Here is a 16,033-nt window from a genome sequence, read left to right as displayed (position 1 = left end):
ATCTATCCTTTTTAGCTTCTATTATATAGGTCGAGTAATTGGTATTATGATTTCTCTTCTGTTAATTTCCTACTTTATAATAAATATTCCGTTAGAATTCAATTCATTAATATATATGATTTTATGCTTTTTGTTATCTTACGGACTATTGTTTACAGTATTATTTTCAGTATCTTTATTAGGGACTTGTATAAACATTTTTCAACTAAGTTTTCTTTATTCTAGCGATCAACCTTTTGATGAAGAAAATATAGAAACGTATTTCAATGATGCGAGATTAAACACTCTTACAGTTCTTTTAGTTGAAAAATTGAACTTAAGTGAGCAAGAGTTTAAAGAAAAATTAATTGAAAATATTATAAGAGACTCTCCAGATAAATTCAAAGAAAAGATTATTGAAAAAGCTAATGAATATTATGGATTTGAATGACTAAATTGTTATAGGTGATTTAGTGAGAATTGGACCTTCTAGTGGTGAGGAATAAATTAAGGAATCAAATTGGAAGAGTTAAATTCATTATATTATAAACAAAATGTGGGTAAAGAAATAACCTAACAGATGTTTCAGAATTTCACACCAGTTGCAATGGGAGGTTCTTTTTAAAGGGGAGAAAAAATATAATTGACGAATTCCTACACTAGTTAAAAAACTTGCTTTATTTAGTTTTCGCCCTTGTTTTTAATGAAATGACAATCGTTACAATGCTAATGGCTATTGCAACGCCTGAAATAATCATTGTAGCAGTCTGCATATTATCACCCCTTTTTTATTTATCAATGAGTTGTTTTAAGAGTGATCTCTCTAGTTATTAAGTCAATAATATCCTTTTTGCCTTCTATTTCTAGTATTGCTTTGATTTTAAAAATCCTTGGTCTAGGGTCTAGCTCTTCTTCATTTTTATATGCTAATTAATCACCCTTTATATAAACAAAACAATAGATTGTATGTATTCGTTATATTGGTTTAATACAAAGTATCCATACAGAATACCTCTTCTATTTGTTTCAAATCCTTTTATTTTAGTATCCGAAAAGTGACCGAAAAGTTTTAATATCGTATTTCTATATGCGTAAGTAAAAATCATTAACGTTGTTTTAATAGGGTTTTTGTTAACTATTTTTATGTATTCTAATGGTTATTATATGGGCGGCATGATGTAGAATACATCATCAAACTCTGTTAAATCAATGCTTTGGTTCATTTTTCACCCGTGCTAAAAAATACACAAAAAAATAACATTTATTTTCTATTTATATTAGAAATGGCGTCTTTCGTACAAAGTTTTTCACTTTGACGGAAGCGTCTTTTTATCTTTTTGGAGACATGTGTATAAAACTCCATTGTAGATTTCATGCCCCCATGACCCAACCTTTATCGTGATTGCTGCTAGGTCATTTTGTGCTTCCGTCATCAAACTAATATGCGTAAGTTTCTTAATTGCCCAATGTAGTAATAATATTTTAAAATTTTGTCCGTCCCCCCCAAAATTTTAAACAAGCGTACGTATAGATAAGTGAGATAGAGAGAAAGGCAAAATCATTGAAAGATGATTACGCAAAGCTAAAGGGGCTAAGGAATTTTCTATGTCAGCCAGCTGCCATCGGACCAATGCTATAAACCCCTCTCTTTACTAAAGTCATAAGGAAATGGACGGAGGTGACAGGTTGAAAAACAGGACAAGCGTAATACTATTATTTTTTATGATTTTATTCGTATTAGGAGCTTGCCAAAATGGTGGAAATGAAGGCGCACAGCCAAATGAAAAAAATAATACCGAACAGAAACAAGAGGAACAGAACTACCTATATGAAAGCGAAACAGTTAGGGTTATCGAAACACCAGGTTGGCAACAGCAAGACAACTCCAGTAAAAACAAAGAAAATATTATGTTTCAAAATGGGAATGTGAAAGCCATTTTAACGTCTATTTCGAATGAAAAGTCATTAGATGATATCAAAAGTGAATTGAAAGCATCGTTTGGAAATAGCGAGGCGATTGAGGAGGCTGAGCGATATCTTTCATTAAAATCGAACCGAAAAGAAAGCATTCGAACAGATATTTATTTGAATAGTGGAGAGGAACAAGTTGGAATTTTGATTTTTATGACCCCTCTTGAAGATTATGAAATAAACCAAGCAATGATAGAGAAATTTAAACAAAGCGTACTATACTTTTAAGAAAAAGGTGGAATTACAATGAAAACGATTATATTTAGTGTTACATTTGGTCTACTTTTATTATTTGCAGGGAATGTTTATGCAGCTGAGGATAAATCAGTTGTTGATCCGAGTTCAGATCTCTATGATACCTCTCGTGTAATGGAGGAAGCAGAATATGAGTTAACTGAAGAAAATAGTGAAAAAGCACTTCTTCAAGATGAATATGCGGATGATCGAATAAATGAAGCAGAATTGTCCTTTGAGGAAGGCAATGAAGAAAAGGCAGAAGAGTTGCTAGAAGATTATGAAGAACATGTGAAACAGAGTGAAGAAGATCTTGAAGCAGCAAAAGAAGCTGGAGAAGACACATCAGCAGTTGAAGAAATTGTAGTTGAAAATAGTCAAAAACGTTCAGAAAACCTAAAAGCACTTCTAGAGCGCGAAGATCTTCCAGAAGAAGCGAAGGCAGGTATTACGAAAGCATTAGAGAATCAACAAAAGTCCGAGCAAAAATTCTTAGCAGCTCTTAAAAAAGCTGAAGAAGCACAACCAAAAGCAGTAGAAAAACAAGAAGAAGCACAAGCAAAACAAGAAGAAGCACAAGCAAAAGCAGTAGAAAAACAAGAAGAAGCACAAGCGAAAGCAGAAGAGAAACAAGAAGAAGCACAAGCGAAAGCAGAAGAGAAACAAGAAGAAGCACAAGCGAAACAAGAAGAAGAACAAGCAAAAGCAGAAGAGAAACAAGAAGAAGCTAAAGGGAAACAAGAAGAGATATCAGGTAGACCATAACAATTGGAAAAGAAACTATAAAGGATAGTAATCCATATTAAAAATGGTTGCTATCCTTTATTAAAAACCATATACCTCCGATATATAGTAGAGAACTTTTTGTGTTTTAAGTGGTTCTATAAGGAGGGACATCATGGAAATGCCGAGGTTAAAAGCAACTTTGATAGAAATAAAAAAAGGTAATGATATAGAAAGAGAACGATTAATTCGGCATTATAAACCATATATAATTAACGTTGTTGGACATATTTGTAAACGATATGTGACATGGAGCAGTGATGAGAGCAGTATTGGACTGATTGCTTTTAACCGTGCAATAGACACATTTGAATACGATAAAGGGCGTACCTTTCTAAACTATGTATATCTATTAATTCAACGGGATCTAATTGACTATTTCCGAAAAGAAAAACGTCATTTGTACCCTATTTCAGATGACAATCAGTTAGAACATGATCGATCTGAAATGAAAGCGTCTCTAGAGTCGTACCAACAATCGACCAGTACTTCAGCCCTCGTGGAAGAAATTTTAGAACTCGATGAAAAACTGGGTAAGTTTAACATTTCATTTGAGGAGTTGGAGAGTCAAAGCCCGAAACATCGTAAAACTCGAATCAACGTTATGGAAATAGCTTCTGAATTTATCAAACATCGCGATTTAGTAGATGGATTAGTTGAGAAAAATGTATTTCCTGTAGCTTCTTTTACCAAAAGGACAGGGCACCGGCAAAAATCAATCGAGCGACACCGAAAGTACTTGATTACGATCATTATGATTCAACTACATCCGGAATGGAGACAGCTTTCAACGTTTGTTCAAGTCGGGCCTGGGAGTGTGAAAATATGAAAAAACATACAATTGAAGGTGTCGTGACCAAAGTGACAGAGAACGAATATGTCCTTCTCTGTGATGATGGCACGTTTAAAAATATACGGCGAACTGAACATGACGTACCGATGATGGGTGAAAGGATGATGTGTTCAGCGAAGACACAGCCTCTTCCTTTCAAGTTTGTATCTACTATAGCAATGGTGGCTATTTTGTTTATCGCTTTTTTATCTTATGGAGTGCTTCAAAATCATTCCGAGACTCACTATATAGCAGCCACTGATATTAATCCGAGTATTGAGGCTCATTTAGACCAGGATTTAAACGTGATAAAACTTTTGGCTTTGAATACCGATGGGAAACAAATCGTCAACTCCATCGAATTAGAAGGCTTAGACTTCTATCAAGTGGTTAATCTTATTATATCCGAGTCGATTTCAAAAGGCTTTTTAACGACAGAAGAAAAAGGAAGAATCGAGACTACCATTGTGAAGGTAACTAGTGACTCTGATGCCCTTTCTGAACGTGATCTAACAGAAGTGATCCAAACTCAACTTCAACGTCAGAACATTGTTGCGGATGTACTGGTATTCAATGAACCAAAGGAATTCTATGACCAAGCCAAAAGAGCGGACGTATCGATGAATAAATACAGACATTTTCAATCCTTACGAGAAAAGGGGCTCGTTCAAAATATTCATGAAGTGAAAGAGAAATCCGTTAAACAATTACAGGATATGATTGAGGAAGATGTTAAGAAGGTTCCAGATGAGGTTGAACAAGGGGATTCTACGGAAGAGAATGCCAAATTGAATTCAGAATCACGTCAGAATCCGCCACAAACTCCCAAAGATCAGAAAGGGAATCAAACTGAAAAGCTTAACCTTGATGATAAACAAGAAAGGTCTGCTAATAAAGGTGCCCAACAACAAGATAGGAATACTAAAACAAGTAAAGATAGTCCCTCACCGGAAAATGAAGCACATTCAAACCCAAACCCTACGGAGGATAAGTCATCTCGTGCTGAGAATGAAAGTAGCAGAGATGAAGAATTGAATCAAAAGCCGGAAACGGAAGGAAATCAAACAACTTCTAACGATAACAATCCTGAGACAAAACGAAACTAATATAGAGAATCAACCGAATCCGGAAACAGGTGTGAAAAAGAAAGGCGAATCTGATTCAAAAAGTGAGAATCGCCCTGAAGAAGAGAACCTAGATTCTAATGACAATAACACGAATGAAAATCAACCTTCTTCTCCGTCTATACCATAGTTTAAAGTGAAATGTCACTAGTGGCTATGTAAAATAGCCCCTTACTCAGGATCAGGAATATTCTAATCATATTATACTATCTTCTCACATTATAATTTACAACGAACATTCGACTGTTGGAGGTGTTGTTATGAGTCGTTTTCATTGTTGTGCGACATGTAAAAATTTTCGGATTGAGAAGCAAAAAGAAACAGGGAAACGAATTTATTGTGAAAGGCTAGGTTTTGATACTAAACCGACTTATCAATTTGATTGTTGGGAACCAAAAGAACGTGTAAAAATCGCAATGAGGAAAGAAGAATTGAAAAGAGTATAGATAAATAAATGAATATTAAAGGACTTTTTAAACTTAAAATAGCCATATGTATTGTCAAAGTAAAAAGATATTAGAACAATCTTTTAAATAAAAAGTATTGCCAAGGAAGTTGAAGTATGGGGGATAAGGCATTTGCTTTTATCCTATCCTGCTATAACTAGGAAGGGTACTAGTTGCTATATGGAAACAGCCCAACATATAGATAAATCAATATTTCATATGTAGTTTGATTATTATACAGGGACTCTACAATAGGCGCTAGACTGTATTAAGCGCCTAGATAAATGGACTAATAGTATAGTTTATCTAAATCAATTCCTCCTATCAGTTCCTCCAATACTTCCTCTTCACCTATTCGAGCTTCCACATTTGCGATTTGAGGAACAATTCCAATGACTGGTATTCCTGTCATTTTCTCAATCATTGTTGGGTTATGTTTAACTCCTTCAGTTGGATTGTCTGGATAACCGTTTATTACGATCCCTTTTATGTTAAGACCTTTACTTTCAGCATAGTGAGCAGTTAATGCAGTAGCGTTTAGTGTCCCAACAGTAGCTTGAGTAACAATCACAATTGGTATGTTCAAATCTTTAATTAGCTCTGGTGTTCCATACTGCTCATCAATTAAAGGAACAGCTAGTCCACCTGCTCCTTCTACTAGTACTAAATCATGCATCTCTTGTAATACATGATAATTACTTTTAATTACCTGTGGATCAATAGGATCATCAGCTAACTGTGCAGCAAAATGAGGTGAAAAACGGGGTTCGTAAAGAAAAGAATTCAGCTGTTCATTATCTTTTGGGTTATAAACTTTCCGGTAAAGTTCTACATCAGGAGCCAACCATTCTTCACCTTCTGTAATTGCTCCACATTGTACTGGTTTATAGGGAACCGCATCTATTTTTCGTTTTCGAAATGCGTATGTAAGACACGTGGTAATAATGGTTTTACCAACATTAGAGCTGGTACCTGTAATAAAAATCCCAGACAAAAAATCACTCCTTACTTAGAATAGCAATAGTGTAGCATATTTGATTTATTAGGAGTAACTTTTTGTTTGAGTGAAAATAGTTCGTTTTACTCGGCTTGTTAAAACTTTGAAGAGTAAAAATAGTATGGGTCTTTTAATAGGTTTAAATTTTGTTCAATCTAGTCCTTCTTAATAAATATGAGGGCTGTATATTCATGGCTTCTGTTATTAAATTTTCCAATGTAAAACATTAGCATTCGGGGATTTAGCATAGGAAATCTATCTGCATAAGCCATCTTATTCCGTTCATAATAATCAAAAGGAGGCGATGGTATGCATGAAAAGGGTTTTGAAAAAAAAGAAAAAGAATACGGTCTAGCCCATCTGTCCGAGGAGCAAAGAGATCTCCTTGATAAAGTCGAAAAAACTACGGGGCTCATATTAGTAGCGTACGATAATAATCGGGATATGGACGGAGTACAAACAGAATGAAGTTAAAAACAGGCAGGACTATTATTGTATTATTACTTACTTAATCTTTAGTAAACGATTATACTAACTCTTAAAAGTATCGGGAAAGTAAATTGAATTAGTACTAGAGGTAGTAATTCCATTTGTCCAAAGGAATTATTTTACAAATTCTATTGTATATTTATTATTATAACTATACACGGTATTTTTTAGAAACCTAAGTTGCCTTTTTCTGTACAATTCACGAGAAAGGCAACTTAGGTTCTTTCTCTTGTCATACTATCCTATTTAACTGGTTCGAGTCTTTTTTTTAGATTGTAAATTTTCAAGGGCGCGAATGTTGATACTTTACCTAGAGCGTGAATTGGTAAGGCTAACACTTTCATTGATTTCACTCCCTCAGAAGTGAATTATGACAGTTAATATGAGTATGCCTAAAAATGAAATTAATAGGTTGATTTTACAAACAATTAAAGATATATTAATAGGGGTAAGATTTAAAATGCTTTAAAAATGGGAAAATGCATATTTTACCGTTTAAGATATACTGCACTTCTAGTTTTTTATCTTATTTTTTGTTTTGTCTCTAGTTTTACATAATTAAATGAATAAAGATAATGGATGATGGAATTTCGGTGGAAGTCCGAAGCTGTCCCGCAACTGTTAAAGCCAGATACATCCCCATTATTCTTTAGTCAATCCTTCGAGGTAAAAGGATGGCTATGGGATTTCTATGCCCATCCGCCCTCTGCCTTCCTGTCAGAGGCTTTTTTGCTTTACTAGGAATAAATCACATCAGGAAAAGAAAGGTATGGGTGGACAAATTGTTTAGAAAAATTATTGGTTTATTATTTGTATTAATGTTAGCAACGGTACTTGTAGGGTGTAACAACCAGGATGAAGTTAAGCAAGATTCGAATCAAGATCAGGTTAATGATACGGATACTGAGGTGAAAAAGGCTGAAGCAAAGGAAGAGGAAGAGCAAAGCTTAGTAACACAGTATCCACTAACAGTTACGGATGCTACTGGAAAAGAGGTTACTTTTGACTCAGAACCTACTAAACTAGTTTCCTTAATTCCAAGTGACACAGAGATTTTATTTGCAGTAGGGGCTGGAGAAGAGGTTTTAGCTGTTGATGATTATTCTAATTTCCCTGCTGAGGCGGCTGATTTGCCGAAGCTAGGAAGTACTTATTCTGGATTAAATGAAGAAGAACTTATTGCCTTACAGCCCGATGTTGTTTTTATTAATTCTGGTCTACAGGCACAAGTAGCTGAAGAGTTAAGAGCAAAAGGCTTTAAGGTCTTTGGTTCAAACCCACAGTCAATAAAAGAAGTAATGGAGGCTATCCAAGGAATTGGGGTAATTTTAAATAATCAAGAACAAGCGCAAAGCGTTGTCGATGATATGAAGGAAGATCTTGAAAACGTAAAAAGTAAGGTGGCTAACGTTGAGCCGAAAAAAGTGTACGCTGAATACTCGAAAGGCTGGTCTTTTGGGGCGGGGGAGTTCTCTAATGATCTTATTATTTTAGCTGGTGGAGAAAACATTTTTGCAGACATCGATGGTTGGTTTGAAGTGAATCCTGAAAAAGTCATTAAAAGAAACCCTGAAGTTATACTTTACACTTCTGGTGAAAAGGGTGCAACAGAAGATAGTAAAGAACAAATTTTATCAAGAGAGGGCTGGAATGTCATTGATGCCGTCAAAAATGAGCGGGTTGTTGGAATTGATTCAAGTAAAGCGAGCCGGGTCGGGCCACGAATTACCGAAAGTTTAATTGAAATCTTTGAATCAATTCATCCCGACTCAGCAGAATAATGAAAAAGAAATTAGTTCTATATGTAGGAGGGGCAACTCTGCTCCTTTTTTTTTCAATTATATTGAGCTTATCAATAGGGTCTTCTATGATTCCAATCACTGGGGTGTGGTCTACTCTGTTTGGCGGGGGTGATGAGGTAAGTCGGGCCATCATCCTCCAGGTTCGTTTACCAAGAATTGTCTTAGCAATTTTAGTAGGGTCCGCTTTGGCTGTTGCAGGAGCGGGCTTTCAAGGGGTGCTGAGAAATCCATTAGCAGACCCTTACATATTGGGTGTTTCTTCAGGTGCTTCGGTAGGTGCGGCTTTCATTATTTTGTTTAGCCTACAATCTACACTATTTGGTAAATATTCCATACCGATTGTGGCTTTTATAGCCGGGGTATTTACTTTGTTTTTCGTCATATTCATTGCGAAAAAAAGTGGTCAGATGAAAAAAGAAACGTTAATTTTATCAGGAGTAATTGTGCAAGCTTTTCTAGGCTCAATCATCTCATTGATGGTTTCCATGTCAGGGACAGTGTTAAACGAAATTATTTTCTGGATGATGGGGAGTTTGACTCTAAAAGGATGGGAATACTCGCAAATCATGGCACCTTATTTGCTAATTGGGATTGTTATTATACTATCACAAGGAAGAGCGTTAAATTTATTTACATTAGGTGAAAGGAGTGCCCTTCACTTAGGCGTTCAGGTAGAGAGGACGAAGATGATAGTTCTAGTAACTTCAACACTACTAACAGCCTCGGCCGTATCGGTATCGGGTGTGATAGGTTTTGTTGGGTTGGTCGTTCCACACTTGATCAGATTGATTGTCGGTCCTGATTACCGACTAATCCTCCCCCTTTCCATTTTTGGAGGCTCGATTTATGTACTTTGGGCGGATACAATTGCAAGAATGGCCTTAATGCCTAAAGAAATACCCTTAGGTGTCGTAACTTCCCTGTTAGGTGCACCTTTCTTTGCTTACTTATTGAAAAAGGGCAGTAAAGGAGTTCATCTATGATTGTTGCAAAAAATATATCGAAAAAATATGACTCAAAGGAAGTTTTAAAGCCTCTAGACTTGTCGATTGAGCCCAATGAAATCGTGGGGATTATCGGGCCAAATGGTTGTGGCAAGTCAACACTCATGAAATTATTATCAGGAGCTGAAAAGCCGACTGAGGGGATTGTCCAAATCAAAGGAAAGTTGGTCAAGAAGTACAAATCAAAGGATCTAGCAAAAATTCTTGCTGTCCTTCAACAAGAAGGGATTCCTCCAGTGGGCTTTACCGTTCGGGAAATGATCGAGATGGGCCGATATCCTTATCAAAATTGGCTTGACGATGAGGTTAATAGAGTAGCTAATAGGAACTCCAATATTGCTCGTGAGATAATGGAAAGATTGCACATAGATCACCTTGAAAATGAGGTCATTAATCACCTGAGTGGTGGAGAAAAGCAGCGAATAGCCTTGGGGCAGGTATTAGCTCAGGAGCCGGAAATACTTATGCTAGATGAACCTACCACCTATCTTGATATCGGTCATCAGCTTCAAATGATGGAATTAATTAAGAAATGGCAAAAAAAGAGTCAACATACAGTAGTCGTGATTCTACATGATCTTAACCTTGCTTCCATGTATTGTACCCGCCTTGTCCTGATGAAGGATGGTAGGATTGAAAAGGTAGGTTCACCAGAAGAAGTTGTTCAAGAACGAATCATCACTACTGTTTATGGCACAAAGCCAATTGTCATCGATCATCCGAGACAATTGATGTCACCGCAGATCATCCTTAATAGACTTTAGTTGATCTGGAAGGTGACTTATGGAAACTATCCACTATTAAATACATGAATAAGTTTGACTAACCAATTATTTTAGAATAAACCTACTATTCAAGGGGGAAATAAGATTGAAAGAAAGAGTTGTTGTTTCGTGGAGTGGTGGAAAAGACAGTTCATTAGCACTCTATCATCTTTTAAAAGATGATAGGTACACAGTGGATTCTTTACTTACAACTGTAACAGAGGGATATAAGCGGATTAGCGTTCACGATGTGCGAGAAAGCTTATTAGATGATCAAGCTAAAAGTCTTGGCATTCCACTTCGAAAAATGTACATTCCTCAAGAAAGTTCTCATTCTATTTACAAGGAAAGGATGGATGAACAACTAAAACAAATTAAAGAAGATGGAATAAACACCGTGATGTTCGGTGATATTTTCTTAGAGGATGTACGTTCGTACCGAGAAGAGCTGATTCATAAGCAAAAGTTAAAAGCGATATTTCCACTATGGGGACGACCAACGAGTGAGTTGATTCAGGAGTTTCTTTCGCTCGGATTCAAGACGGTGACTACTTGTATAGATACGGAAGTGCTGACGGATGAATTTTTAGGTAGGCATGTCGATGATTCATTTTTAAAGGAGTTACCGGAAGATGTAGATAAGTGCGGTGAAAATGGTGAATTCCATACCTTCACCTATGCAGGGCCGTTGTTCACCAAGCCAGTTCACCATAATATAGGAGGAAAAGTCAACAAAGGGCGATTCCATTTTTCTGAACTAGTGTAAGATTAAGATTGACAAGTAGGCGAATTCGGCTGCGATAAAAAAAGATAAATAAAAAGGACATTATCTTTGTTGGAAGATAAGATGAGTTGGATACTTATTATAAATATTTGTCTTCTTTTCTTAATCGGAAGGGAAGACTTTTTTATCTTGAAGGACCACAACCGAATAAATATAAACAAGAAGAGAGTGGTTCGGTCCACTGGGCTTTAGGATTAACTAGAGTACCAATTTTCCCCCATTTTAAAGGTGGATCAATCATCCTTTATCGCTAACTTTTAGTTTTATCGTGTAGCTTATTTTAACAGCAGAATTATACAAACAACAAAAGGTCGGACCATGATCTGAAGAAAGAAGGTAAAACATGAGCCTGCTGCTTTTTAAGAAATAAAAATCTATATCATTTTACACATCATACCTATATAACGTTATAAAGTCGGTCATAAGATGCTATTTCGAACTTATGGGCGGCATTTTATCTGCCGTCAAAACCCTAGATATACAAGGTTTTTTATGTATGGTGAAAGTAAATTGCTAATATAGTAAATATTATTGTAGGCTTCTCATTAATTGTCCCAATTTATGAGAAGCTTCTTTTTTCACTTTCTTAGCTACGTGTAGGTTTACGTTTCTAGCTGTGTCATCATTGGAATGACCAAGTCTATCCACGGTCTCTTCTAAAACAATTCTAGCTTCTGCGAGTAATATGTATACGTATGACGGAGGGAGATTGGCGTGAGCACACTGTTTACCTCTGCTAACTTTAACAAACTTTTGCGACGGTCAGTGTTGGTGAAAATAAATCCCATATCATGATAAGTATATCGGTATCCCGATTTGACTTTTTTCTGAAGAGCTAAATTGCTTTTTAGTCTTCTATAACATCAGTGTCGACCACTTTAGTTCCTAGAGTAAATAGGAACTTATAATTAAGTATGTTTTTGATTCGCTCATCACCTCCTGGTTTCTATCTTTCTATTAGTTATTTCCGTTGAGTACTAGTTCACTACTAGCTTGTACCCTAAATTTTAAATTCCAGAATTTCCACATCCTTATTTTCCTATCTGGCCTTGTTCGCAGAATATTTATATCAAATTATTAATGTTAAATTCAGGTATGTCATTAGTCCAGAAAGGTAATACATTCATGTCACCATTACTACTAAGCATGAAAGCTAAATAGCAGAACAACTCCCTATTGCGAATTTTTATTTCTAATCTTGTTTGAGAGATTGAAAAATAGTTGCAAAAAACGCCCTATTATACTACTTTTCGCTTCTTATTTTCTCAATACTGGTCTTGTATAGGATGTGTTACAGTTAATATAGAAAATTCAAACAAATGATTTTTGTCGAATTTTCTATATCTACTATTTAGTAGAAAAAATTAGGGAGAGGATTTTGCAGAATGAAAAGCTTAAAGTTACTGGGAAGTATTTTGATAGTTGTTATTCTTATCGCACCCTCTTTTACCTCACCGGCTGACGCAGCCGAAAAGTCAGACAGATTACGTGTTCTTATCACCTCAGTTAATGAAAATGCAAAAGAGAATGCAAAAGAGAATTATGGTGTCCGCTGGGATTTTAATCAGCAGGGATTTACAACTAATGTCACAACAGCACAGTTTCATGCTCTTCAGAAAAATAAAAATTTAAGTGTAGAACTCGTTGACAAGGTGTCTCTGGACGCACAACCTAGTTCTACTGCAACAGCTACACCAAGTGATCAAACTCCATGGGGAATGGAGGCAATCTACCAGAACGATGCAATTACTACTACTTCTGGAGGTAGCGGGGTTAAAGTAGCTGTTCTGGATACTGGTGTTATTAATCACACTGATTTGAAAAACAACATAGAGCAATGTAAAGACTTTAGCCAAATGAAAGCAAATCTCGTTACTAATTTCTGTGAAGATGACAATGGACATGGTACACATGTTTCCGGAACCGTTCTTGCTGATGGAGGGTCTGGAAATGGAATCTATGGAGTAGCCCCTGATGCAAAGTTATGGTCTTATAAGGTGTTAAATCGCCGTGGTTCAGGTTATTCCGATGATATTGCTGCAGCAATTCGTCATGTTGCAGACGAAGCTAATCGTTTAAACGTAAACACAGTAATTTCAATGTCGCTTGGATCTAGTTCAGAATCCACACTCATAACAGACGCTGTTGCTTATGCTTATGGCAATGGAGTATTAGTGGTGGCGGCAGCAGGAAACTCTGGTCCATCTGCTAATACAATTGGATACCCTGGAGCACTTGCAGATGTTGTTGCAGTTGCTGCTCTAGAAGATGTACAAGAAAACGGAACTTACCGTATTGCTGACTTCTCTTCACGCGGTAATCCAAACACGGATGGCGATTATGTTATTGGAGAGCTTGATGTAGAAGTTTCTGCACCAGGCCGTGCTATTGAATCTACTTGGTATGATGGAACCTATCATACTATCAGTGGAACATCCATGGCCACTCCTCACGTTTCTGGATTGGCAGCGAAAATATGGGCAGCAAACCCAAGTTTTACAGCTGCACAGTTACGCGCTGAACTTCAAAACCGGTCGACAAATAATGACATCTTAGGCGGTTATGGTTCAACTACAGGTGATGACTACGCATCAGGATTTGGATTCCCGACCGTAAACTGATCTATTGGCAGAGGGGTTGGTTAGTCTATAAGTCTACTGTTCTATGATACTAGCCCCTGTGCCAAAATTTTTATAAGAAGGAAAGGTGATTAATTTGAAGAAGAGAAATCTCAGAAAGACGGTGACTGGAACAGCCTTGGCGTTAAGTTTGACCTTAACGGGATTTGTGGGATCTGTAGGAGCAGCAGAGACTGGGGATAAAGTTCTTCAGGAAATGAAGTCGATGACGAAGTCTAATTTTGATGTAGTTTGGAATAAGGACACAAATGTACCGACATTTGTGTCGGGCAAGTTATCAAGTAAACCTGTAAAAGATGTAGGCGAAGTAAAGCAATATTTAAACGAAAAGAGAGACCTTTACGGACTAGATCCTAATTCTGACCTTTTATTTGTCAAGAAGTCACAAGATGAATTCGGCATGACGCATTACGAGTTTACGCAATCAGTTGAGGGAGTACCGGTTTATGGAGCAAGATTTACGATCCATACGGATGAAAAGGACATCGTTACTGCTATTACAGGAAATGTTCATCCTAATGCTGCACAAGAACTGGACCATAATTTGAAAGCGGATTTGTCGGAAAAAGATGCGATTTTACAAGCGTGGAAATCGATTGATTTGACCAAAAAGGAAACTAAAGTAGAGAAGGCAGACAAGAACGCATTGAAGGAATCTAGTAATCTACCAAATTCTAGCGTGAAAAATACAGCAGAAAAAGCAGAACTCGTTGTTTACTCGGAAAAAGATACAAGTAAGCTGGCTTATCATGTCGAACTACAGTTCATTTATCCTGAGCCAGGGAACTGGCAAATTTTTATTGATGCTAAAGACGGTTCTGTAGTTGATTCATACAATGCGGTAATGGATGGCGCGACTACCGGCTATGGATATGGTGTTCTCGGTGACTACAAAGAACTGAACACTTATTTATCTAACGGATCCTATTTTTTATATGACGTGACCAATCCAATGAGCGGTGTCATTGAAACGTTTACGGCAAATAATGGGACAAGTCTTCCGGGGTACCGTTCAGTTGACAGCGATAACGCCTTTACAGCTTATTCACAAGGAGCGGATGTGGATGCACATGCTTATGCGGATAAAGTTTACGATTACTTCTATAATACTTTCGGACGTAATAGCTTTGATGGAAACGGATCTACCATAAGGTCAACAGTACACTACGGATCCAACTATAACAACGCATTTTGGAATGGGCAACAAATGGTATATGGTGATGGTGACGGATCTACTTTCAACCCACTTTCAGGAGCTCTTGATATCGTAGCTCATGAGTTGACTCACGCAGTAACGGATTATTCAGCTGATCTAGTTTATCAGGATCAGCCTGGTGCACTGAATGAGTCTATGTCAGATGTATTCTCCGTGTTTGTTGAAAGAGAAGACTACCTACTTGGAGAAGATGTCTACACTCCTGGAACAAGTGGAGATGCACTAAGAAGTCTTTCCAACCCACCAGCTTATGGACAGCCTGATCATATGGATGATTATGTTTATACGAGTTCTGATAATGGTGGTGTCCATACGAATAGCGGAATCCCAAATAAGGCTGGCTATTACACAGTTAACAGTATTGGTGTAGTTAAAGCAGAAAACATTTACTATCGTGCTCTAACTGTTTACCTGAGTCCATACAGTAATTTTAGTGATACACGTTCAGCCTTACTTCAATCTGCAGCTGATTACTACGGATATGGTTCAGAATATAACGCCGTGGCTAGTGCGTGGGATAATGTAGGAGTATATTAAGAAATCGCTTTATACTTTCTTACCCCTTTTAGACGTTTTAATCAAATTTAGAGGAATAATGCCGACCAGCCATCGGCATTATTTTTAATTACAGTCATTTCCGGACCAGCTAAAATGAACTAAAAAGGAGATGAAGATGATGCCTTTTTTACGATTATTGTTATTTTTGATTCTTGTAGTATTGTTGGCTGCTTGCAATCAAATCGAGCAGAATAACGAGGGCGGTTATAAAAAAAATCTTCCAAATTATATTGCGGAAAACAAAGGTAAATCAAGCGACCGTAATGATTCCATCGCTAGAACCGGTGGTATAATTGCAGGTAGTCTGGATGTCTCACTTGAGATTAAAGGAGATGTTGCTATTTTCAAAATAAAAAATCAAACAGAACAGGTAAAGGAACTTATTTTATCAGATGAAACATCTTATGAATA

At 36.7% G+C, this 16,033-nt stretch carries 16 protein-coding genes and 2 riboswitches; of the genes, 14 read left to right on the top strand and 2 right to left on the bottom strand.

The genetic code is table 11. The features are described 5' to 3' along the window. Positions 1–430: hypothetical protein (locus tag ACOI1D_RS18135; RefSeq protein WP_422503233.1), on the top strand; the 430-nt coding region annotated here is incomplete at its 5' end. An 856-nt stretch (positions 431–1,286) separates the two neighbouring features. On the opposite strand, the gene ACOI1D_RS18130 is transcribed toward ACOI1D_RS18135, so the two are convergent. Beyond that, on the bottom strand, positions 1,287–1,412 hold the full coding sequence (locus tag ACOI1D_RS18130) for a hypothetical protein (protein ID WP_422503231.1): 126 nt from the start codon (positions 1,410–1,412) through the stop codon (positions 1,287–1,289). A gap of 108 nt (positions 1,413–1,520) precedes the next feature. Further along, a riboswitch (cyclic di-GMP riboswitch) is annotated at positions 1,521–1,603 on the top strand. A 62-nt stretch (positions 1,604–1,665) separates the two neighbouring features. Here ACOI1D_RS18130 and ACOI1D_RS18125 point away from each other — a divergent pair. The 5 genes from ACOI1D_RS18125 (at position 1,666) to ACOI1D_RS18105 (ending at position 5,369) form a co-directional block, all read left to right on the top strand. Beyond that, positions 1,666–2,178 carry a hypothetical protein gene (locus ACOI1D_RS18125; protein ID WP_422503229.1) on the top strand — a complete coding sequence of 171 codons (513 nt, stop codon included), beginning with the start codon at positions 1,666–1,668 and terminating at the stop codon, positions 2,176–2,178. Positions 2,179–2,196: 18 nt separating this feature from the next. Beyond that, the gene (locus tag ACOI1D_RS18120) at positions 2,197–2,949 is read left to right on the top strand and encodes a DUF5667 domain-containing protein (RefSeq protein ID WP_422503227.1); all 753 of its coding nucleotides are present in this window, start codon (positions 2,197–2,199) and stop codon (positions 2,947–2,949) included. A gap of 133 nt (positions 2,950–3,082) precedes the next feature. Next, positions 3,083–3,796 (top strand): RNA polymerase sigma-I factor, encoded by a 714-nt coding sequence (sigI, locus tag ACOI1D_RS18115; RefSeq protein ID WP_422503225.1) that lies wholly within the window; start codon positions 3,083–3,085, stop codon positions 3,794–3,796. Next, positions 3,793–4,905, top strand: coding sequence for an anti-sigma-I factor RsgI family protein (locus ACOI1D_RS18110; RefSeq protein WP_422503223.1), 1,113 nt, complete (start codon positions 3,793–3,795; stop codon positions 4,903–4,905). The genes sigI and ACOI1D_RS18110 overlap by 4 nt, the downstream gene beginning before the upstream one ends. A 278-nt stretch (positions 4,906–5,183) precedes the next feature. Continuing rightward, the gene (locus ACOI1D_RS18105; RefSeq protein ID WP_422503221.1) at positions 5,184–5,369 is read left to right on the top strand and encodes a hypothetical protein; all 186 of its coding nucleotides are present in this window, start codon (positions 5,184–5,186) and stop codon (positions 5,367–5,369) included. Positions 5,370–5,658: 289 nt separating this feature from the next. On the opposite strand, the gene bioD is transcribed toward ACOI1D_RS18105, so the two are convergent. After that, positions 5,659–6,363 (bottom strand): dethiobiotin synthase, encoded by a 705-nt coding sequence (gene bioD, locus ACOI1D_RS18100; RefSeq protein ID WP_422503219.1) that lies wholly within the window; start codon positions 6,361–6,363, stop codon positions 5,659–5,661. A 312-nt stretch (positions 6,364–6,675) separates the two neighbouring features. Here bioD and ACOI1D_RS18095 point away from each other — a divergent pair, with 312 nt between their 5' ends. The 8 genes from ACOI1D_RS18095 to ACOI1D_RS18060 form a co-directional block, all read left to right on the top strand. Further along, a complete protein-coding gene (locus ACOI1D_RS18095) occupies positions 6,676–6,834 on the top strand; it encodes a hypothetical protein (RefSeq protein WP_422503218.1) in 159 nt (52 codons plus the stop codon). A gap of 581 nt (positions 6,835–7,415) precedes the next feature. Beyond that, positions 7,416–7,538, top strand: a riboswitch (adenosylcobalamin (AdoCbl) riboswitch). 99 nt (positions 7,539–7,637) lie between these two features. Then, positions 7,638–8,636 carry an ABC transporter substrate-binding protein gene (locus ACOI1D_RS18090; RefSeq protein ID WP_422503216.1) on the top strand — a complete coding sequence of 333 codons (999 nt, stop codon included), beginning with the start codon at positions 7,638–7,640 and terminating at the stop codon, positions 8,634–8,636. Then, a complete protein-coding gene (locus ACOI1D_RS18085) occupies positions 8,636–9,640 on the top strand; it encodes a FecCD family ABC transporter permease (RefSeq protein ID WP_422503214.1) in 1,005 nt (334 codons plus the stop codon). The genes ACOI1D_RS18090 and ACOI1D_RS18085 overlap by 1 nt, the downstream gene beginning before the upstream one ends. Continuing rightward, a complete protein-coding gene (locus tag ACOI1D_RS18080; protein ID WP_422503212.1) occupies positions 9,637–10,425 on the top strand; it encodes an ABC transporter ATP-binding protein in 789 nt (262 codons plus the stop codon). The genes ACOI1D_RS18085 and ACOI1D_RS18080 overlap by 4 nt, the downstream gene beginning before the upstream one ends. Positions 10,426–10,531: 106 nt before the next feature. After that, positions 10,532–11,191 carry a diphthine--ammonia ligase gene (locus ACOI1D_RS18075; protein ID WP_422503210.1) on the top strand — a complete coding sequence of 220 codons (660 nt, stop codon included), beginning with the start codon at positions 10,532–10,534 and terminating at the stop codon, positions 11,189–11,191. A 1,403-nt stretch (positions 11,192–12,594) separates the two neighbouring features. Continuing rightward, positions 12,595–13,830, top strand: a complete 1,236-nt coding sequence (locus ACOI1D_RS18070; protein WP_422503208.1) for a S8 family peptidase — start codon at positions 12,595–12,597, stop codon at positions 13,828–13,830. Positions 13,831–13,924: 94 nt separating this feature from the next. Then, positions 13,925–15,601, top strand: coding sequence for a M4 family metallopeptidase (locus ACOI1D_RS18065; RefSeq protein ID WP_422503206.1), 1,677 nt, complete (start codon positions 13,925–13,927; stop codon positions 15,599–15,601). 139 nt (positions 15,602–15,740) lie between these two features. Further along, on the top strand, positions 15,741–16,033 hold a 293-nt coding region (locus tag ACOI1D_RS18060; RefSeq protein WP_422503204.1), incomplete at its 3' end, for a hypothetical protein.

The sequence above is a fragment of the Virgibacillus sp. DJP39 genome, assembly GCF_049310925.1.
Lineage (GTDB): Bacteria > Bacillota > Bacilli > Bacillales > Amphibacillaceae > Virgibacillus_F.
This window is presented reverse-complemented; position numbering and strand designations above follow the sequence as displayed.